The following is a 24,239-nucleotide window of genomic DNA, read 5'->3' as shown; positions in this document are numbered from 1 at the left end:
GTCAATCTATTAGTTTACTTCTCATAAAGATTCCCGGCTCTGTGAGACAAACGTGGTCTTCTGGATTACGCACAGACTCAGATACCCCACCTTGTGGGTTATCAAACTGTAGGTGATAAAACAGATACTCTTCTTTAACCGAACCGCCAGTCTTTACAGTCTCTCCGAATTTCACCTGTGTACCATCTAAGATAAGAGCTTGCTCATTCTGTAGCAAAGAGACCTTGTAAGTAGGATCAAACAGAGGGGTTAAAAGACGGGTCTTATTATTATAAATCTGCTCAAATTTCAAGCAATTGTCTTGCACCACATAGCGACCTGTAACTACGGGATATATGCGCTGCATCAAAAGTGTGGGGGTAAAATAATAAAGTAATAAAGGGGAGGAAGCAGCAGCGGGCAGGGGGTTAGTATTGTCTTTATTAATAATTGTTTTTTCTACAGCGCTTGTATCGGAGCCGATTACAGGTTTAGTGCTATAAGTGACTGATGTAGTTTGACAGCCCATAACCAGTGACGACAATGCTACTCCGATAATGGCTTTGCTAAGTGAGATTTTCATAATCAATCCTTTGCATTTATGCGCTATTCATTAATCCCAGCTTCATTAATTGGGTTCATTAAATTTAATTTATTTTTTATTATACGACAAAGGTTATTATAAAAACGCCTCATCTAAGTGAGGCGCTTAGCTATCGGGGTGGATAAGGCGATGTTATAAGTTACCTATTATTTGTAATTGTAATAACAGCGCTTATTCATCCGAGGGATCATACGTGGGCGGATCAGCAGGACGCAGCTGTGCGGCATCTTCTGCCGTCACTTTGACGTCAAAGCCATTTAAATCTTGAGCAATATACTGGGTTACCGCCGCCATCTGCTCATCATTTAGCATACCTCGGAATGAGGGCATACCTCTAAATCCATTAATCAAGATATCTAGTACATAGTACTTAGACTGCATCTTACTGTTGTTGGCCAGCGGTGGATAGTAACCGGCACCGTGGGCGCCTTCACCTTTATGCATATGACAGGCAGCACAAGAGTCGTGATACAGCTTTTTGCCATCTGTGGTGGTATAAGCATGCTCAAAGCCGAACTTCTCATTCCACTTCTCTAAGCTTGGGTCCTTATCAAAGGGTGGCACAGCATTCACATCTACGATATGGCGATTAGAGTCAGTCAGCTCAGCTTCGCTCATATATACGCCGCCCCAAGCCCCGTCATTGCGGCTGGCATACGGGTCAACTTCAGGGGAGACAGCCGTTTGGCTAAAGCTATCTGTGGTCTGGGCTAAGGTGGTGGCCTGTTTATCAGACTGTGACGAGCAGCCTGTTAATACCGCTAAGGCTGAGGTCATAATTAGCATGCCCATATTAGGCAATGAGGGATAGGTTAGGTGTTTCATATTAAAGAGCCTCTTTATTGTGTAATCCATGACAAATAAGAACAGTCATGGGTTAGACTGCTTTGGCACGTTGGTGTAAGCGATTGGCGGAATCTAGGCCCGATAAAATGGCGCCCTCTTGCCAGGCAGGAATATGCGAGCAGTGCTCTCCGGCCAATACGATACGGTTATCAATGCTACACAGCGTTTTGTAATGCTGATCACGGGTCTCTTTGGTCCATATACCGTAGCAGCCTAGGGTCCAAGGCATACGATGCCAGACCATAGATGTCCCTGAGCGAAACTCTTTTAGATACTGAGGATGAATGTGTTTGCCGTAAGCTAAGGCCGCTTCAATACGCTCTTGGGGCGCTAAAGAGTTAAATTTGTAAGAGGTGGGGCCATACCCATAGCCACCTAGCAATACGCCACTGCCTGATTTGAACATGTCTTGTGATGGATAAGAGATTTGTTTAATCGGCATATCCGTATAGGTTACGCCGCCATAAATCCATTCGTCTTCCTCCCAAAAGCGGCGTTTAAATTCCAGACCCACTTTAAATGACGTCTCATAAGGCACAGCTGCTATGGCATCGCGCATTGGCTTTGAGACGTTAATGGGCAACTGGCTCAATATTGATAAGGGGATGGTACAAACACACCAGTCAGCGCGTGCTGTTTTAACCGGACCGGCTTCATTATTACTATCGACATAAGAGACGGTAACACCAGAATCATCTTGGCGAATCTCGGTGACTTTGGCATTGAGCGTAATCATATCTTGGCATTCACGGGTAAAAGCATCACCGATTTTGCCCATCCCACCCACCGGCTGAAACATCGTAGGGCTGTGCATATAGTTGGTGTGGTTGGCATAAATATCGCCCCATACCCCTGATTGCAAAATATCATCTAAAGGTAGCGGGGTAGAGGCTTGCTCATTGGGCATTAATCCGCCACCTGGATACACCGAAAAACCCCGCTGTTTACTGGTTTCAAGGCTCTTTTTATACCTATAGTCTTTGTCGAGTGCGCCCCAGCCCTTTAAGGCTTCTAACAGCTTTTCTTTGTCCTCGCCTGTCACTTGACGGTCTAGGCTACCGACATTGACCGCCTTTGATAACAGCTCAGAGACATGGCCTTGGATGTCATGTTGCACATCACCAAGTCGCTGCGGTGCCCCGTTAAAGTGTTGAGTGCGATGTAAGTAGGCACGGCTGTTTTGTTGAATAAATGGCTGCATCTCAACCCCAAACTTTTTGCAGTAATGAAACACCGCATAGTGGTGGCTGGGCAAGCGCCAAGGACCTGGGTTAAAGTAGTTGCCCTCTTCAAAATCGCAAGTGACCTCCTCACCACCAAGCTCGGTATATCTATCGCCGCCCCTTAAGGTAATACTGCGGCCGCCACCTCGATTTTGATACTCCAAAACGGTGACTTTATAGCCCGCCTTTCTTAGCTCATAAGCGGCAGTCAAGCCGGCAAGTCCTGCCCCTAAGACTATAATACTGGCCCCTGCTGGCGCCCCAGTAAGTTCAAGCTCTTTTTTAAAGCTAGATTCAGAAGCAAAGCCTAAGGTAGTCATGGCTTGATACATGGCTGCACCACCGGCTGTTTTGCCTATCATGGTGAGCAGCTGCCGGCGTGTGGGCGATTTTAGGTTGTCTAGCATGGTCTTATCCTTATTACTTTTGGCCATATGGTTTTTGCCAAAACGATTTTGGCCATTTTATATGTGTTTTTCTTAAATATGCTTTGAGTCAGTTTTTATTCATTTTTAAGCACGGCGACGAAACAGCCAGCGAATCAATAAAACCAATACAATCAGACCAGCGATAATGCCTAATACAGCAAGCCAGCCGGCATTTTTAATCAAAAAAGGGGCGCTGTCACCTCGGTTCAAATGCCCATTAATATCATCAGCAGATACGTCACTATTGGATAGACCGCCAAAGGTAGTACGAACATAGTTGACCACTTGCGCCATTTCTTCTGCGCTCAGCTCGTCTTTAAAGCCTGGCATTCTAGGACGGGTATTGGGCACTTGTTGAATACCGTGCGCCACCACATTAATGACAGGTGCAGGATTGTCCCGTCTGAGACTTGAGATACCAACGATAGGGGCATAACCAGCATCAGGCTGGCCATAACCATTGACCCCGTGACAGCTTGCACATTGATTGAGATACAAAGACTCACCGGGTGATTGGGCTTGAGCCTTGGCTTGCTTGAGATAATCCATCTGCGCCAACAGATCAAAAGTCATGGTGGGGCTATGTTCACTCGGTAAGGCTGCGCTATTAACTGGTTGCACGGTGTCTTCGGTGGTAATGGCAGGTACCGCTTTTAGGTAGCTGGCAATGGCGCTTAAATCCTTGTCACTAAGATAGCGGGTGCTGTTATACACCACTTCATTCATGGGGCCTGAAGCCACCGCTTTTTGATGGATTTTGCCTTGACGCAAATAGGTGACAATGTCCGCCTCACTCCAGTTACCGATACCACTGCTGGCATCAGGTGTGATGTTGGGTGCATGCCAATTGCCCAGCATAGCGCCGCTTAGGTAGTTGTTCATGTCATAACCGAAGGTGGTATTGCGCGGTGTATGACACGTGCCGCAGTGGGCGAGATTATCGACCAAATATTGACCGTATTTTTGGGTGTCATTTAGGCCATCACGGGCTTGCCATTTTGGCATATTGACGATATTCCAGCCGAGCATCACGGTGCGAATATTAAAGGGGAAAGGCAATTGGGTCTTATGCTCAGGCGCTTCATCTACGGCAGGGACCGTCTTAAAGTAGGCAAATAAAGCTGAGATATCCTCGTCGCTCATGGCGTTATAATCAGGATAAGGCATGGCTGGGTATAGACGGTGGGTCGGGGTTTTACCTTTGGTTAAGGCGTTTTTGAAATCTTGCTCGGTGTAGTTGCCGATACCATATTTTATTGAAGGGGTAATGTTGGTGGCATAAATGGTGCCCATCGGTGCCTCGACTGCCACGCCGCCTGAGTAGTCCTCTTTATGACAGCCCATACAGTCGGCTTGACGCGCCACATAAGCGCCGCGATTGACCTGCTCGCTTTGACTGGCATTGTATGAGGGCATAACCTCAGGAGCGGCATGGGCAACGCTCATAGGCAGGCTGAGCGAAGCGCCCAATAATGTGGCCAATACGGTCGGGTTAGCTGCAGGCAGCGCAGGGATGCGGCGTAAGCTGACGACGACAGAGCGGACAGGCGAGCGGGCAAATAGGGGGGCAATAGGCTTCATAACTTCCTCATTGGGCTAGCAAATAGTGCTGGCTTAAGGGGTGGATAAGGGCGACAACATAACAATAAGGGTCAAATTGGCTTAAAAATAAGACATACACCCATCCCTTAGTGTCGATAAAAAACAACGGTTGACAGCAAGCGGATAAAAGGAGAGGATTTGAATTAAACGAAGCAGTTAAGGAGGGCAGAAAATCACAGCACCATGTGTACTGCTTGTTGTTGATCCTTCATCGTCCCTATCATCCTTGCTTTTAAGCTGCCTTGAGAAAGGCTTAAGGGTGGTCTAGTTATGACCTTACTGAAATTTAACAGAGTTGTAAACACATGGCCCATTTAGTTAACAATTCCTAAACGAAGTCGCTTTAGAGAATATACACTAAGCGAGTGATATCAGCTGATTTAGCCTATCATGCGCTAAAAATAGGCCTGATAAATCTGCACCTAGAATCGAGGCAAACTAGGTTGTATCACTAAAAAGCAGCACATTGGTAAAGACCAAAGAGCTGCTCATAGGTTTCACAAAGAGGAGGCATAAACAGGAGCTGTTATGGTTAAAACAGTCCGGTAATGTTCCCCTTCTCATCGACATCAATGTTTTCGGCAGAAGGGTATTTTGGTAGGCCGGGCATCTTCATGATAGGGCCACAGATGACCACAATAAAGCCGGCGCCGTTAGACACACTGATATCACGCACATGAATGTTAAAGCCGGTGGGTCGCCCTAATAGCTTGGCGTCATCGCTGAGCGAGTATTGGGTCTTGGCGATACAAATAGGCATTTTATCAAGCCCCAACGCTTCTAATCGCTTAATCTTCGCTGCCGCTGTCACACTGATATCCACATCATTGGCACCATAAATGCGCTGGGCGACAGTGCGTATTTTATTGACAATAGGTTTGTTACTGTCATACGCAAACCCAAAGGTTTGCGGCTGGTCGTTATGTGTCTCTAACAGCGCCAATAAGGTGCGGGCCAAATCCTCGCCACCAGCGCCGCCTTTTTCCCACACCTGAGTTAACGCCACCTCTACTTTTAGACGTTTACAGGCTTTGCGTACCATCTCGATTTCAGCAGCCGTGTCGCTTTCAAATTGGTTGATCGCGACCACCACAGGCAGACCGAATACTTCTTGTAGGTTCTCAATGTGTTTAGTTAGATTGGGCAGTCCTTGCTCAAGCGCAGTTAGGTCCTCATTTTTTAGTGCATCTTTGGCCGCGCCACCATTATATTTAAGGGCACGAATGGTCGCGACCACCACGGCTGCATCGGGGGTAAGACCGGCCAGTCGGCATTTAATATCACAAAATTTCTCTGCACCCAAGTCAGCACCGAAGCCTGCTTCTGTGAGTGTGTAATCGGCCAAATGCATGGCAGTACGGGTGGCAATGACCGAGTTACAGCCATGAGCGATATTGGCAAAAGGGCCACCGTGTAAGATGGCTGGCGTGCCCTCAATGGTCTGTACCAAGTTTGGCTTAATGGCATCTTTTAACAAGGCGGCCATGGCACCATGAGCCTTGAGGTCCTTAGCATAAATGGGCTGCTTGTCTTGGTTATAAGCGACTAAGATATTGCCCAAGCGCTGCTTTAAATCTGCCAAATCAGTGGCCAAACAAAAAATCGCCATGACCTCTGAGGCCACAGTGATATCGAAGCCATCTTCGCGCATTACCCCATCGGCAGGCTTGCCTAGACCAGTGACCGTATTGCGCAGCTGACGGTCATTCATATCCACCGCTCGGCGCCACACTACTTGCTTTGGGTCAATATTGAGCGCGTTGCCTTGATAAATATGGTTGTCGAGTAGGGCGGCAAGTAAGTTGTTGGCCGCACCAATGGCATGCAAGTCGCCAGTGAAATGTAGATTGATATCCTCCATCGGCAACACTTGAGCATAGCCGCCCCCTGCTGCGCCGCCTTTAATGCCGAACACAGGACCCACAGACGGCTCACGTAGCGCCACAACAGTACGTTTGCCGTTTTGGTCTTGATGATGTACACGGTTTAGCGCATCGGCCAGCCCAATGGTGACGGTGGTCTTACCTTCACCGGCTGGGGTGGGATTAATGGCGGTGACCAATACCAGTTTGCTATTGCTCGACTTAGCGGGCATATCAAACACATCATTTGGGTTAATCTTGGCTTTGTAATAGCCATAAGGTTCAATCTTATCTGCTGAAAGCCCTATTTTTTTAGCAATATCAACAATAGGTCTTAATGTGGCATTTTGAGCAATAGTAATATCACTAGGGACGGTCATAATCAGGCCTCAAATAAAAAGGGTCATCTAAAGATAGCAAAAAATATTGGGGGTTATTTATAATTAGGCGCTATTTATATGTGATAAAAGCCGCTAATTTTAGTCGGTCTTGCCATGCGGACGTAGCCATTTGCCAAACCAATTTGATATGTCATCCATAAAGGTATACACCATAGGTATGACAATCAGGCTTAGCAAGGTAGAGGTCACAAGACCACCTAATACCGCCGCTGCCATAGGCTGACGGAAAGTAGGGTCTGCTGAGCCCCAGCCAAACACCAACGGCATCATGCCTGCACCCATCGCAATGGTAGTCATGATAATTGGCTGCGCCCGTTTGCGGCAGGCATCAAGTAGCGCATCAAAGCGGTTTAAGCCGTGTTCTCGCTCAGCCAAAATAGCATAATCGACCAGTAAGATAGAGTTCTTAGTGGCAATACCCATTAGCATAATAAAGCCAATCATCGAGGGCATAGATAAGCTGCTGTTAGTAATGGCCAGTCCCACAAAAGCACCGCCAATAGATAAAGGCAGCGCCATTAAAATGGTAAATGGCTGCAAGACCTTGCCAAACAAAAGGATTAACACCCCAAAGATACAGATGATACCAACACTCATGGCAATCACGAAGCCGCCGAACAGCTCGGCCATGCTCTCTGCCTGACCTTGGTCAATGAGCGATACCCCATCAGGGATACTGCCTGGCTGCAATGAGGGCAGTGCCTTAACTGCTTTGACCAGGCCGCCAAGCTCACCGCCTGCTACCTGCACATTGATAGTGATGGCGCGTTCTCGGTCGAAGCGCAAGATTTCTGATGGGCCAGTACCAAAGGCTAAATCGGCCACCTCTGCCACCCGCGCACCAGATTCGGCAGTACTGGGCACAAATAAGTCGCCCAATTGGCTGACATTGTTTTTTGCCTCATCGGGGAGACGCACCACGACGGGTACCTGACGGGTGTCTAAATTAAGCTTAGATAAACGCTGCTCATAGTCGCCCATAGTCGCCACACGTAGTGTATCGGCAACCCCTTGGGTAGTCGCGCCTTGATCTGCCATAGCCATGCGATTGGGGATAATGGACAGCTCTTGGCGTGGCAAGCTTCGGTCACTGGTGACACTGCCGGCTTGTGGCAATGAGCGAATTTCGGTCATCACTTGCTGCGCGGTTTGATCCAGTAGGGCAGGGTTGGTGCTGGTCAGTGAGAAGCTATAGCCGGACTCGCCGCCACTAGACAGGCCCACATCGAAGCGGGCGCTCGGCACAGCGGTTAAGGCCTCGGTAATGGCCCGTTCAATCTCGATTTTGGTCGGTCTGGCATTGCGCGGTTCAAGCACAATATCCATACTGGCAGCGTTCTCTGCACGGCCACCACCGGTGGAGTCCAAGCTGGCTTGCTGTGGGTCGCCAATGACGCTTAATATGCTTTTTACCCCCTCAATTTTTGAGACCTTCTCCTCAACCATCTGAGTAATGCGAGAGGTGTCTTCCAAGGTAGCATCTGGGGTCAGCTCAATACCAATACGGGTCTGGTCGATGTCATTTTCAGGAATAAACGTGGTGGGCAGCAGCTTCACCAAAGTTAAGGAGGCAAAAAACAGCACTAGGGTGGTACCAAGCGTAATCCAGCGATGGTGTAATGTCCAGCTCACCGCTTTTAGGTACATCTGCATCACTCGGCCACTTTTTTCGGTGTGGTGCTTTTCAGGCCGCAAGATATAAGCGGCCATCATGGGCGTGATAAGACGGGCCACCATCAATGAGGCAAAGATGGCAATGGCTGCCGTCCAGCCAAATTGACGGAAAAACTGTCCCACAATACCGCTCATAAAGGCAGTCGGTAAGAACACCGCAATCAAGGTAAAGGTGGTGGCGACAACCGCCAAACCAATCTCATCTGCCGCCTCCATCGCCGCTTGGTAAGGGGTCTTACCCATGCGTAAGTGGCGCATGATGTTTTCGACTTCAACGATAGCATCATCTACCAACACCCCGACCACTAGCGATAAGGCCAACAGACTAATGAGGTTTAAGCTAAAATCAAAAAAATACATCCCCAAAAAGGTGGGTATAACCGACAACGGCAGAGCCACGGCAGCAACAATGGTCGCGCGCACGTTACGTAAGAATAAGAACACCACCACCACAGCCAATAGGCCGCCTTCAATGAGCATTCTTAAAGACGCTTGATAGTCCTCATCAATGGGAGTGGCACGGTCGAACACCTTGGTAATGGTGTAATTGGGCATGTCTTTTTGTAGCCTGGCAAGCTCGGCATCGACCAGCTTGACCACTTCGACTTCACTGGCGCCACGTGAGCGGGTCACGTTAAAGGCCACCACTGTGGTGCCATTAAGTTTGGCAATAGAGGAGACATCAGCCGTGCCATCGGTTATGGTTGCCATACTGCCAAGCGCTTGAGTACCCCCTGTAGGCAGTGCAATTTGCAAGTCATTAAGCTCACGCGCCGTTTGTATCCCGCCTAGGACGCGAATGTTTTGTTTGCTATTGCCGACCTCTGACTCACCGCCTGAGCTGTCTTGCTGTAGCCCTGTGATTTGTTCAGATAACTGAGTGATGGGCAGGCGCAGCGCATTTAAGCTAATGGGGTCGACCTCAACGCTGATTTCACGCTCAAGCCCGCCGACACGGCTTACCGTACTCACCCCTTTGATATCAGATAAGCGCTTATTAATGATATCGTCCACAAACCAAGATAAATCTTCGGGGCTGATGCCATTAGCGGCCACGGTATAAGTTACTGCGGGCAAGCCTGCGGTGGTTACCTTAGTGATAATAGGATCATTGGCAGCAGCCGGTAAATCGCCTTGTACCTCACCGACGGCTGAGCGCACATCATCTACCGCTTCTTGAATGTCTTTTTCTAACACAAACTCAGTTGCGATGGTCGCCGCTCCAGTTTGTAAGGTGGTGCGCATGTGCTTCACCCCCTCAATACTAGACAGCTTATTTTCAATTTTTTTGGCGATATCATTCTCAAGCTGACTGGGTGCCGCACCGGGTAGGGTGACGGTCACCACCACAGCAGGTAAGTCGATATCAGGGAACTGCTGCACTTTCATTTTCATGAAGCCATAGATACCGCCTAAGGTAAGAAGGACAAATAGCAGTATCGCCACAAGGGGATTTTTTATTGAATAGGCTGAGACGTTGAGGCTCATAAAGAGTATCCTGGTTGGACAAATGGGTCGAAATCAGCGGTGCAGTAGATAAACCATAACGTTTAATAAATATGCTTTGAGGGCCAGTATAACTTGAGGATCAGCACAAATAGTCACTGTCGATGCCAAGGACAGGACATCAACATCGATGTCCCGTCGTATCAGCGAATAGATGATACCCTCAAGCTACTTACTTAGCTGGCTCGGGTGTGGCTGTGGCCAAAGTTACCACATCACCGTCACTTAAGAAGCTGCCACCTTGACGTACGATATTGCCGTCACCTTGTAGCGGCTCAAGCAGAACCACACGGTCGCCTTGACGCTCACCCAGCTTCACTTTGACTCGGTTGACGCGGTAGATGGTGTCGCGATTCTCATCCTTCACCGCTTTGACCTGCATCACATAATCATAGCCATCTTCACTGACCACAGCACTGACAGGGATGGTCACTTTGGCATCGCTACCAAGCTTAAAGGTGCCGCGTTGATACATCCCTGCGCGCGCATTGGGATTAGGCGCTAAAGCGGCATAAATAGTAATTTGGCGGCTGCCATCTTCAGCAGTGGGTGAGATACGAGTGACCTTACCGGCCACGCTCTTATTATTGGGTAGGCTCACTTCCACCGGCGTACCAATATTGATTTCTCCCACTTTATTAGGATCCACTTGGGCCTGCCACTCAAGCTTGCCCTCCTCGATAATGGTGAACAAAGGTTCAGGACCAGGAACGCTGCCAACATTGGCATTTTTTTCGCTAATGACCCCGCTGACGGGTGCCACTACTTTGGCATTTTGCATATTTAGGTTTTGATTGTTCAAGCGCGCCTTAGAGGCAGCCACAGAAGCGGCAGCTTGATTGGCAGTGGCCACATAACGATCAGCTTCTTGCTGGCTAATGGCATTAATCTCTAATAAAGGTAGTACCCGCTCGGCATCTCGCTTGGCCAAGTCATAGCTAGACTGAGCTTCTGCCAGCTCAGCTTGAGACTGAATAATTTGTTGGCGCATGGCATCGGTATCAAAGACGGCCAATACCTGTCCTTTTTTGACTCGGGCTCCCTCTTGTACCAGAACCTGATCAATGGCTACCCCACTTACTTTTCCGCTCACACTAGAGGTAGTCTCAGGACTGATGGTACCGTCTGCTGAGATGTCATTGGCCACACTTGACTGAGTTGGGGTAACGGTTTCAACCGTCAGTACCGGCTTTTGATTGACCGGCTTTTCTATTTCAGTGATACCAGTAGCTGTACCGCCTTCAGGCACGACAGATCTCTGCGTTTCTGCGCTGTTGTCTTCAAGTTGCTTTTGGCCCCACATACGACCGGCAAATAGACCAACCGCCAAGGTCAATAAAATAAGGGGTAATACCCATAGCCAGTTTGGTTTGGCTTTGGTTTCTGCGGCAGTATAAGGCTTGAAATCATCAGAGCCTTGGGTAGCAGCAGCTGCATCCACCTTAAGCTCAGTAGACGCCTCATCAGGGGTCTTTTTATTGGGATCAGAATAAGAAGTCATATTAGTCTCGCAAACACTGGGGTTTGGATAAATAAAAAATAATTTAAATTATACGTTAAATATATCTCTTATGTTTAGAGCGATATCGTAGTAAATTTTTAACGCTATTATGAAGTACAGTTAAACTAAATCTGGGTGTTGTATGATGCTATGAAGCTTGGATTTATAAAACTGTCATTGTAAAAACCAGAGCTTAATAAAAGAATTTTTATATCAAAGCCCTTTATTTACTAAGCTTGTGGCTATAGCAGCAATATATACCAAAAAATAACAGTCAAGTAAGTAAGCGCGCTTAAAAGCTACAGCTGGCAAGAAAAACTTTACAAAGCCACTCTAAAAATTGCAATGGGTGCTCGTATACTAGAAAACGAAATAAAAAGCTTGGCACATAAGTTAATTCCAAAGGCTCGTTTATATTTTTTTATACTTTCACTATTTTTATACTTTCACTATAAACGGACAAGTTTAATTAGGGATCACGACATTTAGGCGATATAAATCGCTTTTTTTAATCGGTCATTGAGATAGCTCAGCCATGAGCAGTTACCAAGTGTGCTCAAAGCTTAGATAACTGTTTAGGCTTAACTATTAACAGACTGTTCAATAATTATTTATTAAAAACTACTTTAGCATAAAATAAAGTATGGAGAATTACTATGAAAGCGATCAATACGGACACGCAAACCAAAGCTGCAGCCAAAAAAGGCTTGATGGTATCTACCTTAATAACAGGTGTATTGGCACTATCAGCTACCGCATTTGCGGCAGCCCCCGCTCAAAACCCTGCCGCTGCTCATGCAGTAACCACCGCTCAAGCCAATATGGATATGGCTGGTGATGAGTTAGAAGCTGATGATCAGCGCAATTATGACGCTGATACCCAAGCCGATGTAGACACTGCAGAAGTAGACGACGGCACAGCTGAGCAGCAAGCGGCTATGAGACAGATGCCACACACCACCCAAATGTCGCAGGATGCCGCTGACAAAGCGCAAGATGATGACACCGCTCAAGCAACTGCAGTGACCCAAGCGCAGCAAAACGCTGCTCAAGCTGGAGGTAGCACCAATATGACTTCTGCATGGGGTGAAGGTGAGGGCGTGACTGCACAGTCGACAGCCATTACCTTGCAGCAAAAGATTAAGGACAAGCGTGGTGAACTACAAGCCACTCAGCCTGGTCAAGTAGAGGTTCAAGAAAACCGCCGTATTAGAGCGCAGTAGGCCTTTTATGAAGCAGTAGGCTTTTTATCAAATAAAATAGCGTGTTATCCAAACTTTGCCCCTGAACTAGGGCATATCAAGTAAAGATAATCGACCTCAATAACTTTATTGGGGTCTTTTTTTTGTTAGGCCCGTACTTTTTTGATCAGTGCTTTTTTCCAGCTTTCCTCTAAGCAGTCTATGCCAAGCCAAGGCTCAATAATGCTGGCCTCAATAGGCTCTTTGCTATTGGTAAGCTGCCAAAGCGATTGTAAAGTGGCAAACGGATAAGGGCGCTCAATCAAATAGACGGGCATACCGTTATCAATAATCCCTTCTTTGACCACCTTAAAGTACCAGCCAGAGAGACCTTGCTGGGTGATCCAAGAGGCGATATTTCTATGACTGGCCGTCACCCCAATTTGATCATTAATCTTATAGCAAGGCCGTCTAGGCTGCACGATGCAAAGCTGTACAGCACTCTCGCCATCTCCATATTGATAGACATCGCCGATACATACGTTTGCCTCAGTTAAATTGTCTGTACCTAAAACGGGTGTGGTGGTTAAATTTTCACCCAATAACCCCGGTTCAAGCTTAAGCCCAAATTCAATATTTAGCCTATCATAAGTGGCCGTAGACATCTGATGTACTGCCTTTAGGTGCCCGCCATGATGGCGCCGATCTGCCTGCTCATCGCTCACAAGCCCCATGTAATTGATGGCGACTGGCTGCTTAACAGGGATTTTATTAATGGCGCTAAGCTGCTCTCGAGTGAAGGGCATGGCTTTTCCAGCCCGTACACAGCTTAGTGTGGCGATATGCAGGGGAGGGCTAATGGGGGCGCTATCTGATCGTGGTGACAAGGGTGAATGTGTCATAAATAGATATACTCTCTAAGATTATGAGGCTTTTTACTATAACAAACAGCACATGGGTTTATCGATCAATTTAAAATCATCACTATAAAAAAACGCACCTTTTAAAAGTGCGTTTTTTAAATAGAGTGTCAACCATTTAATTAGAAGCGGTAACCGACCCCTAAGTAGCTGATATAAGGATCAATATCAATCTTAGAAACTGCTTTAATTAATTGTTCGCCGTTATCGTTAGAGACGGTGATGGTGCTGTCGCTATCCAACTTAGCATAAGATAATGATCCTACGGCAAACCAGCTGTCATCGAAGTCATAGGTAGCACCGACAGTGACAATAGGTGCCCAAGCACTATCAGCCTTAACTTTTACGTGCATGCCACTACTAGAAGGTGTTGTTCGACCGTCAGGACCATCGTATTGCAAAGAGGTACCGGCATTGCCCTCTTTGATGTTTTGAATCATATGGCCAGCATCCACTAAATCTTGACGAATACCTGAATTTAGTTTTAAGTCGTTAAAATAGGCATACATCACACCTGCGCCTACATAAGGACGGAATTTATTAACCCCTGATTTACCAAACTTATAATGTAGCTCTGTGGCCGGCAACCAAGCACGTGCAGTAGAGGCTTTGCTGCCTTGTGATAAATCGGTAATCACAATGTCATCTTTAATATTAAAGTCACCAATGGCTCGTTCGGCAATACCTGATGGGGTTACCACACCTCTAAAAGGTGCAACCACAGTACCTTTACCTAAGATGTCGACTTTAGGCGGAAAGCCAGCCTTCACCTCTACTGACCAGTTATCATCTATATGATAGTTTATTAGCATACCCAAAGTATCTACATCATCTGATTCAAGACCTGTGCCAGGTGTCGCAAATTTTTGTAGACCGTTAATCACAGTTGTACCTGACAAATTACCTAAAGCGGTATTGGATAAGTCAGTATTGTCGTCACCCGGAAGGCTCAAGCCGCTATTAATTTCATTAAATCTTGCTTGGTTTTCAGCAGCACTGTCTAGGCCTTGGTCTGGATCTAGCACCCGTTTTACGGTGCCTGATCTCACGCTACCATTGTTGTGGCTTGTACCATCTGATATCGCAGTGGTATTTTTAACTGGCGTAGCATCACCGGTTGGATTTGCATGCAACCAACCTGCTGAAACTGAGAAGCGCTTGAAGCTTCCATCTGTTTCTATGTATTTTGAATAATCAAATTGAGCCATAGCTGAATGGCTAAATAGTATAGGTGCAGCTACTGCACAGGCAAAAGAGAGGGGTTTGTTCATAATACGTCCTTGTAAATATAATGTAGGAGTAGGCTTTGCCGCCAATTTAATAAATAGCTGAAGCTACCTATATAGTGCTTAGTCTCCACTAGCACCTCATAACGCTAAGGTACTGAGTTATTGTAAAGACCAAAACAGAGTGAGCGGTCAACTTCCGTGCAGACGGCCCTGCTAAGCATTCACTTATTAAAACAATTATTATGTATTTATAGCTTAAATCATTAAAAATTGTTTCAACAATTACTTCATTCTAGAAAACTTAATAATGATAGTCAATCATTGTTACTAAAATAAATTATAAATAAGTTTGTAAAAAAGCTTATATAATACAAACACTAATGCACAGTTGTACACTAAATTTCATGGACTGAATCCTTATAAAAGTGATAAATTTATCTTAAGTATAGCGAGTATGACACCATCAGCTTTTTAGCAAAGGAATATGATATGACCACCACAGTACCCTCTGATGCAATACCATCTGCACCAAGCTCTAGACCGACAAAAGATCACAGTAAAGCGATAGCTGAGCTAAAAGCACAATTTGGTGACAGGCTTAGTACCAATCTAACCACCCGTCAGCAGCACGCACATACCATGACGTGGCTTGAGAGTCAGCCGGCCGATGCGGTGCTTGTGGCCCGTGATAAGCAAGAAGTCGCCCAAGCGGTGGCTATTTGTAATACTCACAACATGCCAGTGATTGCCTTTGGTATTGGCTCCTCTTTAGAGGGGCAGCTGAATGCCCCTTATGGCGGTCTGTGTATTGATATGAGTGAGATGAATGAGATTTTGCAGGTCAATAGTGAGGACTTAACGGTAACGGTCCAGCCTGGGGTGACCCGTGAGCAGCTCAATCACTATTTGCGTGATACAGGACTATTCTTCCCGATTGATCCTGGGGCTAATGCCACTATCGGTGGTATGGTCGCCACTCGCGCATCAGGCACCAATGCGGTGCGCTACGGCACCATGAAAGATGTGGTATTGGCACTTGAGGTAGTCACTGCTGACGGTAAAGTTATCAAGACAGGCTCGCGTGCCAAAAAGTCAGCCGCAGGCTATGACTTAACCCGCTTGATAATCGGCTCAGAGGGTACGTTAGGTGTGGTCACTGAGATTACTCTAAAGCTCTTTGGCATCACAGAATGTGTGGGCAGCGGAATTTGTCATTTTCCCACGGTTGAGGCGGCGTGTGAGGCGACCATGATGACCATTCAAATGTGTTTGCCCATTGCCCGTATTGAGCTGTTAGATACCATGCAAGTCAAAGCCTGCAATCAGTACTCTAACCTCACGCTAAAAGAGATGCCGACCTTATTTGTGGAGTTTCATGGTAGTACAGCTGGCGTGCAAGAGCAGGCACAGATCTTTAATGATATTGTTGAAGAATGCGGCGGCTCAGACTTTGCGTGGGACAGTAATGAAGAGGCGCGCAAAAAGCTGTGGCATGCCCGTCACAACGCCTATCCTGCCAGCCGTGCCTTACGCCCAGAGGCTCAAGCCTTATCAACCGATGCCTGTGTGCCTATCTCAAGGTTGGCCGAATGCGTCAGCGAGACTGCCAAAGATATTAAAGAGGCTGGCATGATTGGCCCTATTGTCGGTCACGTAGGCGATGGTAACTTTCATGTATTGCTACTCGTTGACACCGATAATCCTGATGAGGTGCAGACGGCTGAAGACTTGGTCGGACGCTTGGCAAAACGTGCCATCGATATGGATGGCACCTGTACTGGGGAGCATGGTATTGGTCAGGGCAAGCGCAAATATATGGCGTATGAACATGGCGATGCCGTAGGGGTGATGCAGGCCATTAAGCACGCACTTGACCCGAATAATATCTTAAACCCAGGCAAGATTTGGCCGTAAGCCCAGCTTTAAGATGTAAGGCTGCTTGCTTTATAAATTCAGTTGCTGCTTATAGACCGCGGCATCGGCGGCTGAAAAACAGCAATAAATCACCTCTGTAATCACAAGCTGTGATACCGAAGCTTGCTGGATACTGTCTATCACGCTATTAATAGCAATGTCTGTGGCCTGCTCGATAGGGTAGCCATAGACACCGGTGCTAATGGCCGGAAAAGCAATGCTAGTAATATCATTATCTACTGCCAATTGAATGCTATTGCGATAACAGCTGGCAAGCAGCTCAGGCTCACCTTGATTGCCGCCATGCCAAACAGGGCCTACGGTATGAATGACATACTGGGCCGGCAGCTTAAAGCCTGGGCTGATTTTAGCCTCCCCAGTCGGGCATCCGTTTAAGGTACGGCAATAGGCGACAAGCTCAGGCCCTGCAGCGCGGTGAATGGCGCCATCAACCCCGCCACCACCGAGCAAGCTTGAATTGGCAGCATTGACAATGGCATCGACTTTCAATGTCGTAATATCTGCTTGAATAAGGGTTAGGGTCACTGGGTGCTCACGATTGTGATCATCTTTGGTATAAATTTGTTTTTGAAATAAGATAGCGGGGGCATTCATAGTTAACTCCTACATTTGAGATAGTGAAGAAAAGTATTTTTATCCGATTAATAATAATCGATAAGCGGTCTATTAATTTTCTAGGTTGAGCCTATTTTGTATAAGACTGTCCATTTTGGACTTTACTTATTAAAGCGGCTGCTTCTAAAAACCGCTAGAATAACCCCGTAGCAAACCGTGCTGTGTTTGTAAACGCTCTATATAATGCGTTTGTGCTTGCTCTTGTGACGACTGTTTTTTGACCCTATTTTCGCTGCCCTAGGAATGATGTTATGACCTCATCGGCCTCTGCCCATGTTTTACCTGTCTTTGTGCGTGACTTTTTTAATAAATATCTTATCGATGCCTTTACCGGTATGGCGTTAGGGCTGTTTGTCACTTTAATAGCGGGGCTTATTTTCTCCCAAGTGGGGCAGGCGTTAGAGATGCCGCTGCTGATGGATTTGGGCAAGCTGGCCTCTATCTTGATGGGCGCAGGCATCGGTGTGGGCATTGCCTATTATCTCAAGGCGCCGACGCTGGTGGTGTTCGCCTGCTTAGTGGCCGGCATGATGGGCGCACACTCTGAGGCGTTAATGGCCGGTCAATTATTCACGCCGCAAGCGGGGGCGCCTGCTACCTTTTTGGCCGTACCAGGCAATCCGATCGGTGCCTATTTGGCCACTGTCTTTGCCTACCGTGCCGGCAGCTGGGTACAAGGTAAGACCAAGCTTGATATTATCTTAGTGCCTTGGGCAGTAGGACTGGTGGCGTTGGCAGTGTGTGCATGGATAAACCCACCTGTGGTCAATTTGGTTAACAGTATTGGTGACGGTATTGCGCTGGCTACGCAGTTGCAGCCATTTATGATGGGTGTGGTCATCGCTGTGGTGGTGGGCTTGCTGCTGACCATGCCGACCTCAAGTGCCGCCATTTGTATTGCCATTGGGCTAGATGGTCTGGCCGGCGGTGCAGCGGTAGTCGGCTGTGCGGCGCATATGATTGGCTTTGCGGTGGCAAGCTTCAAAGACAATGGTATCAGCGGCGTCATTGCCCAAGGGCTTGGCACCAGTATGCTGCAAATTCCCAATATCTTCAAAAAGCCAATTATTTTGCTGCCAGTTGTGATTGCCAGTGCCGTTGTCGGACCCATAGCAACTACTGGGTTTGGACTCATGAGTACCGCCAGTGGCGCTGGTATGGGGACAGCGGGTTTTGTGGGAGTATTTGGGGTGCTTGAGGCATCGGCAGGCAGCCTAACGCTCAACACTATTTGGCTGGCAATTGTGCTGTTGATGTTTGTGTTACCCGCACTAATCGCTGGGCTAGTAGCATGGTGGATGCGCCGCAGCGGCTGGATAGAGCCAGGAGATATGACATTACCCTAACCAATCGTTACCGTTATTTACGCAGTGCTTTGTTAATATAAAACCACATCACTCTCTATTTAACCTTAGCCTTTAACCCCAGCTATTTAACGATGATTAACTGTATTTATTTAATGATGAGTTATTTAGAGCACATTAAAGGTGAGCATGTCAAAATAGAAGACATTAAAATAAAAATGCGTGTCAGCCAGTGTGCCAAAAAAGCGGTTAATTAGAGGCCTATACTAGACTAGGAGATCAATGTGGATACCGAACAAATTGTTAAAAACTATCTGGACACACTCAATATTGACCAAGATATCAAAAGCTTAGAGGATATTTCAACGCTGGCAAAAGCCCATTTACAAACTTATGCCTTTGGTAATCCCAAGATTTTACTTGGTGAGGCGATCCCCATTGATTTAGAGTCTGTATATAACAATCTAGTGGTCAATAAAAGAGCCGGCTACTGCTTTGAGCATAATAAGCTTATGTATGAGGTGCTTAAGGCCAAAGGCTTTGAGGTGACTCAACACCTTGCTCGAGTGGTGAACAACCAATCTCCACCTACCATTCCTATGACGCATCGTGTGACTGTCTTGTATTATCAAGGTGAGAAGTATTTGGTGGATGTGGGTGTTGGATTTCGAAGCCCGACGGTGGTTATCAAAATAGGTGACACCCAGCCGACGCTGAGTCATTTAGGTATTGAATACAACGTGTTGCCTGTGGATGCAGACAAAAACGTGTATACCATGCAATTAATGGAAAAAAATGAGCCTTACAATGCCACTGCCTTTGATTTGATTGAAAATATCGATGCAGACTTTGAGGTGGGTAATTTTTATTGTTATATGAATCCTGAGGGCATATGGCGTAATAACTTGGTTGTCTCCTGCTATGGCGAGGATGTGATTTATTCGCTCAGAAACACTGATTATTTTAAGATTTATGCAGATCATACCGAGCAGGTGACCATTACTGAGCTTGAGCACTTTATTGATATTATGCAAAATGAGCTCAATGTAAACTATAGCCGAGATGAATTAGCCCAAGTATTTGAGGGCTATGTACAACACAAAGCCGAGCACTGATTCATAGGCGTTAAGTAAAGCGATGAAAGTGATGACAGGGTGACATAAAACTTGTACCCTGTCTTTTTTATGCCTTTTTATTTAAAGCGCAAAACTATTTGAAGCACAAAGGATATCAACATGGCCAAAAATGCCTTACAAGCCCAACTCTTAAAAGCAGGGTTGGTGGATAACAAAAAAGCCAAAAAGCTAACCAAACAAGCTGAACATGCCAAGCGCACGGGCAATGCCCCCGATGCAGAAATCAAACAATCAGTGGCAGAAGCACAGGCCGAAAAGCTCAAAAAAGACCAAGCTCTAAATCAGCAAAGACAGCAAGCACTAGAAGAGAAAACCTTAAGAGCCAATATCGTACAGATGATTCATCAGCACCAGATTACAGATACCCAGGGCGATAGCGAATACCGCTTTGTTGATGACAGCAAAATCAAAAAGATGCACATCACCCAAAAGCTGTTTGATCAGATTGTTGCCGGTCATGTCAGTATTGCCCGATTGGAGGAGGGGTATGCATTGTTGCCACGTCCGTTAGCCGATCGTATTAATGAGAAGCTAGAAGGGTTTATTGTTGAGTCTAATGACAAGGCGCAAGATGAGCCTGCTGAAGATGATCCGTATGCTGCTTATGTTATCCCTGATGATTTGATGTGGTAAATCAGTCATTAGCATTCATGGTTTGGCGTTCGAGGCAGACAAGAATGGTGTGAGGTTTTTTTATTTAAAGCGATTACAGTAATTAGGTAGTGCAATTTAATATTACATTCTAAATACAGTAGTCTCTTGTTTTAAAAATCTAATTTGATACTATCGATATAAGTCATTATTTATCGTTCTCAACCTAGCGGATGTTAAGGCTCTGGTTGCTGCGGTAAATAATAACTTTAGGTAAAACATTACCTGATAGGTTAAACATAAGATACTTAATGATAGATTTATAAAATAAATATAAGGAAGCCATCATGTCTAAATCTGATATTAAAGCGCTAAAACAAGAACTGAAAAAAGACATCAAAAAAGCTAAGAAAAAAGTAGAGAAAAAGGTCAAAGAGTTAGATAAGCTAAAAGACCAAAAAAAGAAAGAAAAAGCTAAGAAAGACAAAAAAGCTAAGAAAAAATAAGCGCCATTAATGGTTTGTTAAAAAAAATAGGATAGCGAAAGCTGTCCTATTTTTTTATTACCTGCCGATCGTGGCGCTAAGCGTAAAGTAATGGCAACAGCTTAACGGCCAAAGCGAAGCCATTTATCATGAACGCGGTGCTGCTTGAGCATCATACGGTCGCTTAGATAGTTATTAGTCACATACCAAGGATACCGGTCGCCTTGCTTGGGTAGGGTGTTTTGGGCCCGCTGAATGTAGCCGGCGCTCAGTGACCCCATGACTGTATCTGGCAGTCGGTTGGCCTGTTCACCATCGGTAGCTACCGCATCGGGGATGACGCTTTTATAGCCGTAATGATGCATGTGGCGTAACAATCGGGTCAGATAGGCCGCAGCGAGGTCAATCTTGAGTGTCCAAGAGGCATTGGTGTAGCCGAACAACACAGCCATATTAGGAACGCCCTCTAGCAGCACCGCTTTGTAACTCATGCGCGCACTGACATCAAGAGCTTTGCCATCTATAGTAAGTTTAGCGCCGCCAAGCATTTGCAGCTTGAGGCCTGTGGCGGTGATAATAATATCTGCAGGCAAATGACGACCAGAAGCCAGCTGTATACCGTCCTTAGTAAAGTGATCAATATGGTCTGTCACCACATCAGCATGACCTGTATGCATCGCTTTAAATAAATCACCATCTGGTACAGCGCATAGACGCTCATCCCACGGATTATAATCAGGCACGAAATGGTTTAATGCCACACCGCTGCCTTTAAGTGCATATTTATTACGCTGGGTGAGGATGGTTTTTAAGAGTTTGGGCGCCACTCGAGATAATCTATATAGGCTTTGCTGCAGCAGTATGTTACGACCTCGAACTAGGCCATAGGCAGCATTGGGCGGTAATTTAAATCGCTCGGTGAGTAGAACATAGCTTGGATCTTCACTTGGGATGCTGGCGATATAAGTGGGTGAACGCTGCAGCATGATGACCTGCGCCGCAACTTGTGGCTTGGCAGGTGAAGCAGAAGCCAAATAAGCGTCTCGACTTAGTAGCGCGGGTACCAACGTCACCGCAGTAGCCCCACTGCCAATGACCACCACCCGTTTATTGTCATAATCAATGGTCTCATCCCACAGCTGTGGGTGTACGATTTTACCGTTAAACGCTTGCTGTCCCTTAAAAACAGGCTGATAACCTGCGTCATAGTCATAATAGCCCGTGGCGCCAATGACAAAGCGGGCGGTGATATGGCGGGTTTGCCCTGTAGTGACGTCGGTGAGCTGAGCCTGCCAGTATTGGTGCCGGCTTGACCAGTTTAATGCACTCACTTCGGTATTAAACTGTATCAAAGGCTGTAAGTTTTCTTCTGTAGCAGTGTCTTCAATATAGCGCTTAATTGAAGCGGCATCCGCCAAGGTCTTTTTGCCCAGCCAGGGGCGGTGAGCAAAACCAAAAGTAGTCATGTCAGAGTCTGAGCGAATGCCAGGGTACTTAAATAAATCCCAAGTACCCCCAATGGCGGCTCGCTTCTCCACAATGGCTACTTTTTTGTGTGTAATCAGTGGGCTAAGTAGCTTGTCGCGCTGTAGATGACTGGCTGTTGCAATGCCGGATACGCCTGCGCCTATAATTAACACCTCAAAATCAGGCTTTTTATTAAAGGGTAGCACCGGCAGCAGTCTGCGTGCCGAAGCGGCGGCGCGTTTGGGTAAGTTGGGTAGTGCTGGCAATTGCGGTAAATACTGTGTCCGCATTGAAGCTAATCCCAAAGGGGCAGCGCTGTCATCTGCAGTATTTGATGCAGTTAGAACAGGTATTAAGCGATTAATAGGGGAGAAAATGGGCATAAATCATCCTTGAGTTAAACTGGGGTAAAGACAGGTACTGAGGTAACTGTAGCTTAACACACCGCCACTCAGGCCATAATCCATCCTTTGTTGAGAGCGGATATTTATCGATCAGCAGTTGATATCATGCCCAAAGATGGCCATGACAAAAAGCTGTGCTAGAACCCTCTGACAGTATACCCATAAAAAAAGCGCCTTGAGCGAGCAATCAGGCGCTTTTTTTAGGTGTTTAGACTTGAGGTTCGGCCAGTTTTTTAACAGATAGGTTTAATGACAGATAAGTGCCGAATAAAATTACCACCGAGCCCACAATGGCAAAGATATCAAGTGATTCACCGAGTAATATATAGCCAAAAATAATGGCAAAAATGGGGATGACCAAGGTGATGCTGGTGGCGCGTACTGGACCAATACTTTTGATCAACTGATTCATAAATATCAGTGCAATCGCAGTGGATAAAATACCAATACAAATCACCGAACCCCAAGCTTTGGCGCTAATAGAGTGATGATAGGGGAAATTATAAATAGCGACCGGCAGCATCACAATACTGGCCGTAATCAAGGTGCCGGCCGTAATGGCGATGGGAGAGATGTGCTCTAGATAGTTGCGGGTGAGGTTGGCGCCGGTGGCATAGCCAATACAGGCAAACAGCGCAAAGCCCATGGGCCACAATTGGGACTGTAAGCTGCTATGATCGCCGCCACTGCTGTGCATCATCGCCAAGAAATTTTCACTCATCAAAATAAACACGCCAATGACCCCAATGACAAGTCCCAGTATTTGTTTTTTTGACAGTTTATCATTGAAGAACAGGCTGGCCATTACCCCACTCATCATTGGGACAGAGGCGTTTAATACCGCCAGTACACCGGCATTAACCGATTTTGCGGCATAGCCGAACAGCACGAATGGAATGGCAGTAGAGCATAAGCCGATAATGGTCAGTAGCTTCCAGTTAGCCAAAATGCCTTGACGGTTTTTTGGGTTTAGTAGCACAAATAAAAGCATGGTTATCCCCGCCAGCTCCAAGCGAATACTGGCAAAGGCAACTGAGCCAAATTCAGGCACCCCAATGCGGTAAAAGATAAAAGACAACGACCACATGAAGGCCAGGGTAATAAAGGTTATGAGGTCACGTTTGCTCACAAAAAATCCTATGGCCATCTAAATTAGACAGCTGTATAAAACAGCAGAAAACTTGCTATTATAGGCCGGCTTGTGGGTCCTGGATATGGGATTAACAAAATATAGCCAAATTCAAGCCTTAAAAGAGTCTAATCGCTCTAACCGTCAAGCCAAGAGCAATCTAAGTGATGCAGAGCGCCAAGCGAAAAAAGCAGCAAAAGCAGGCTCATAATGGCGG

19 protein-coding genes are annotated in these 24,239 nt (G+C 46.5%); 7 read left to right on the top strand and 12 right to left on the bottom strand.

Annotation, left to right across the window (positions count from 1 at the left end; genetic code table 11):
* Position 1 precedes the first annotated feature (1 nt).
* The 7 genes from DLE54_RS11450 to DLE54_RS11420 all read right to left on the bottom strand — a co-directional run bounded on the left by DLE54_RS11450 (position 2) and on the right by DLE54_RS11420 (position 11,626).
* Positions 2 to 562: a hypothetical protein gene (locus DLE54_RS11450; RefSeq protein WP_110817223.1), complete on the bottom strand. Its 561-nt coding sequence runs from the start codon at positions 560 to 562 to the stop codon at positions 2 to 4.
* 192 nt (positions 563 to 754) lie between these two features.
* Positions 755 to 1,408: a c-type cytochrome gene (locus DLE54_RS11445; protein ID WP_227535327.1), complete on the bottom strand. Its 654-nt coding sequence runs from the start codon at positions 1,406 to 1,408 to the stop codon at positions 755 to 757.
* 52 nt (positions 1,409 to 1,460) lie between these two features.
* Complete coding sequence (locus tag DLE54_RS11440; RefSeq protein WP_011961568.1) at positions 1,461 to 3,059, bottom strand: flavin monoamine oxidase family protein; 1,599 nt, start codon at positions 3,057 to 3,059, stop codon at positions 1,461 to 1,463.
* 105 nt (positions 3,060 to 3,164) lie between these two features.
* Positions 3,165 to 4,661: a cytochrome c gene (locus tag DLE54_RS11435; RefSeq protein ID WP_110817221.1), complete on the bottom strand. Its 1,497-nt coding sequence runs from the start codon at positions 4,659 to 4,661 to the stop codon at positions 3,165 to 3,167.
* A 553-nt stretch (positions 4,662 to 5,214) separates the two neighbouring features.
* The gene (locus DLE54_RS11430; RefSeq protein WP_110817220.1) at positions 5,215 to 6,924 is read right to left on the bottom strand and encodes a formate--tetrahydrofolate ligase; all 1,710 of its coding nucleotides are present in this window, start codon (positions 6,922 to 6,924) and stop codon (positions 5,215 to 5,217) included.
* 99 nt (positions 6,925 to 7,023) lie between these two features.
* A complete protein-coding gene (locus tag DLE54_RS11425; RefSeq protein WP_110817219.1) occupies positions 7,024 to 10,107 on the bottom strand; it encodes an efflux RND transporter permease subunit in 3,084 nt (1,027 codons plus the stop codon).
* Between the two features lie 190 nt (positions 10,108 to 10,297).
* Positions 10,298 to 11,626: an efflux RND transporter periplasmic adaptor subunit gene (locus DLE54_RS11420; RefSeq protein ID WP_011961564.1), complete on the bottom strand. Its 1,329-nt coding sequence runs from the start codon at positions 11,624 to 11,626 to the stop codon at positions 10,298 to 10,300.
* Between the two features lie 656 nt (positions 11,627 to 12,282).
* Here DLE54_RS11420 and DLE54_RS11415 point away from each other — a divergent pair.
* On the top strand, positions 12,283 to 12,849 hold the full coding sequence (locus DLE54_RS11415; RefSeq protein WP_110817218.1) for a hypothetical protein: 567 nt from the start codon (positions 12,283 to 12,285) through the stop codon (positions 12,847 to 12,849).
* Between the two features lie 125 nt (positions 12,850 to 12,974).
* On the opposite strand, the gene DLE54_RS11410 is transcribed toward DLE54_RS11415, so the two are convergent.
* A complete protein-coding gene (locus DLE54_RS11410) occupies positions 12,975 to 13,709 on the bottom strand; it encodes an MOSC domain-containing protein (protein WP_110817217.1) in 735 nt (244 codons plus the stop codon).
* A gap of 140 nt (positions 13,710 to 13,849) precedes the next feature.
* On the bottom strand, positions 13,850 to 14,998 hold the full coding sequence (locus DLE54_RS11405) for an OmpW/AlkL family protein (protein WP_110817216.1): 1,149 nt from the start codon (positions 14,996 to 14,998) through the stop codon (positions 13,850 to 13,852).
* A gap of 447 nt (positions 14,999 to 15,445) precedes the next feature.
* On the opposite strand from DLE54_RS11405, the gene DLE54_RS11400 reads away from it, so the two are divergent.
* Positions 15,446 to 16,870 carry an FAD-binding oxidoreductase gene (locus tag DLE54_RS11400; RefSeq protein ID WP_227535320.1) on the top strand — a complete coding sequence of 475 codons (1,425 nt, stop codon included), beginning with the start codon at positions 15,446 to 15,448 and terminating at the stop codon, positions 16,868 to 16,870.
* Between the two features lie 30 nt (positions 16,871 to 16,900).
* On the opposite strand, the gene DLE54_RS11395 is transcribed toward DLE54_RS11400, so the two are convergent.
* Entirely contained in the window at positions 16,901 to 17,485 is a 585-nt protein-coding gene (locus DLE54_RS11395) for an O-acetyl-ADP-ribose deacetylase (protein ID WP_110817215.1), read from the bottom strand.
* A 272-nt stretch (positions 17,486 to 17,757) separates the two neighbouring features.
* Between DLE54_RS11395 and DLE54_RS11390 the strand changes: the two genes are divergently transcribed.
* The 4 genes from DLE54_RS11390 to DLE54_RS12035 all read left to right on the top strand — a co-directional run bounded on the left by DLE54_RS11390 (position 17,758) and on the right by DLE54_RS12035 (position 21,043).
* The gene (locus DLE54_RS11390) at positions 17,758 to 18,852 is read left to right on the top strand and encodes a PTS transporter subunit IIC (protein WP_110817214.1); all 1,095 of its coding nucleotides are present in this window, start codon (positions 17,758 to 17,760) and stop codon (positions 18,850 to 18,852) included.
* Between the two features lie 242 nt (positions 18,853 to 19,094).
* Complete coding sequence (locus tag DLE54_RS11385) at positions 19,095 to 19,925, top strand: arylamine N-acetyltransferase family protein (RefSeq protein ID WP_162617747.1); 831 nt, start codon at positions 19,095 to 19,097, stop codon at positions 19,923 to 19,925.
* 120 nt (positions 19,926 to 20,045) lie between these two features.
* Entirely contained in the window at positions 20,046 to 20,579 is a 534-nt protein-coding gene (locus DLE54_RS11380) for a DUF2058 domain-containing protein (RefSeq protein ID WP_110817212.1), read from the top strand.
* 305 nt (positions 20,580 to 20,884) lie between these two features.
* Positions 20,885 to 21,043 (top strand): hypothetical protein, encoded by a 159-nt coding sequence (locus tag DLE54_RS12035; protein WP_011961554.1) that lies wholly within the window; start codon positions 20,885 to 20,887, stop codon positions 21,041 to 21,043.
* Positions 21,044 to 21,144: 101 nt separating this feature from the next.
* Here DLE54_RS12035 and DLE54_RS11370 read toward each other — a convergent pair whose 3' ends face one another.
* On the bottom strand, positions 21,145 to 22,779 hold the full coding sequence (locus tag DLE54_RS11370; protein ID WP_110817396.1) for a flavin-containing monooxygenase: 1,635 nt from the start codon (positions 22,777 to 22,779) through the stop codon (positions 21,145 to 21,147).
* Positions 22,780 to 23,101: 322 nt separating this feature from the next.
* A complete protein-coding gene (locus tag DLE54_RS11365) occupies positions 23,102 to 24,022 on the bottom strand; it encodes a DMT family transporter (RefSeq protein WP_110817210.1) in 921 nt (306 codons plus the stop codon).
* Positions 24,023 to 24,107: 85 nt separating this feature from the next.
* Here DLE54_RS11365 and DLE54_RS12185 point away from each other — a divergent pair, with 85 nt between their 5' ends.
* Positions 24,108 to 24,233 carry a hypothetical protein gene (locus DLE54_RS12185; RefSeq protein WP_264755952.1) on the top strand — a complete coding sequence of 42 codons (126 nt, stop codon included), beginning with the start codon at positions 24,108 to 24,110 and terminating at the stop codon, positions 24,231 to 24,233.
* Positions 24,234 to 24,239: the final 6 nt, after the last annotated feature.

Source organism: Psychrobacter sp. YP14, from assembly GCF_003209315.1.
Classification (GTDB): domain Bacteria; phylum Pseudomonadota; class Gammaproteobacteria; order Pseudomonadales; family Moraxellaceae; genus Psychrobacter; species Psychrobacter raelei.
The sequence above is the reverse complement of the archived record's forward strand: the minus strand, read 5'-3'. Positions and strand labels throughout refer to the sequence as shown.

Coding starts and splice junctions, on each gene's coding strand:
- DLE54_RS11450 (WP_110817223.1), bottom strand. CDS start 562: ATGAAAATCTCACTTAGCAAAGCCATTATCGGAGTAGCATTGTCGTCA.
- DLE54_RS11445 (WP_227535327.1), bottom strand. CDS start 1,408: ATGAAACACCTAACCTATCCCTCATTGCCTAATATGGGCATGCTAATT.
- DLE54_RS11440 (WP_011961568.1), bottom strand. CDS start 3,059: ATGCTAGACAACCTAAAATCGCCCACACGCCGGCAGCTGCTCACCATG.
- DLE54_RS11435 (WP_110817221.1), bottom strand. CDS start 4,661: ATGAAGCCTATTGCCCCCCTATTTGCCCGCTCGCCTGTCCGCTCTGTC.
- DLE54_RS11430 (WP_110817220.1), bottom strand. CDS start 6,924: ATGACCGTCCCTAGTGATATTACTATTGCTCAAAATGCCACATTAAGA.
- DLE54_RS11425 (WP_110817219.1), bottom strand. CDS start 10,107: ATGAGCCTCAACGTCTCAGCCTATTCAATAAAAAATCCCCTTGTGGCG.
- DLE54_RS11420 (WP_011961564.1), bottom strand. CDS start 11,626: ATGACTTCTTATTCTGATCCCAATAAAAAGACCCCTGATGAGGCGTCT.
- DLE54_RS11415 (WP_110817218.1), top strand. CDS start 12,283: ATGAAAGCGATCAATACGGACACGCAAACCAAAGCTGCAGCCAAAAAA.
- DLE54_RS11410 (WP_110817217.1), bottom strand. CDS start 13,709: ATGACACATTCACCCTTGTCACCACGATCAGATAGCGCCCCCATTAGC.
- DLE54_RS11405 (WP_110817216.1), bottom strand. CDS start 14,998: ATGAACAAACCCCTCTCTTTTGCCTGTGCAGTAGCTGCACCTATACTA.
- DLE54_RS11400 (WP_227535320.1), top strand. CDS start 15,446: ATGACCACCACAGTACCCTCTGATGCAATACCATCTGCACCAAGCTCT.
- DLE54_RS11395 (WP_110817215.1), bottom strand. CDS start 17,485: ATGAATGCCCCCGCTATCTTATTTCAAAAACAAATTTATACCAAAGAT.
- DLE54_RS11390 (WP_110817214.1), top strand. CDS start 17,758: ATGACCTCATCGGCCTCTGCCCATGTTTTACCTGTCTTTGTGCGTGAC.
- DLE54_RS11380 (WP_110817212.1), top strand. CDS start 20,046: ATGGCCAAAAATGCCTTACAAGCCCAACTCTTAAAAGCAGGGTTGGTG.
- DLE54_RS12035 (WP_011961554.1), top strand. CDS start 20,885: ATGTCTAAATCTGATATTAAAGCGCTAAAACAAGAACTGAAAAAAGAC.
- DLE54_RS11370 (WP_110817396.1), bottom strand. CDS start 22,779: ATGCGGACACAGTATTTACCGCAATTGCCAGCACTACCCAACTTACCC.
- DLE54_RS12185 (WP_264755952.1), top strand. CDS start 24,108: ATGGGATTAACAAAATATAGCCAAATTCAAGCCTTAAAAGAGTCTAAT.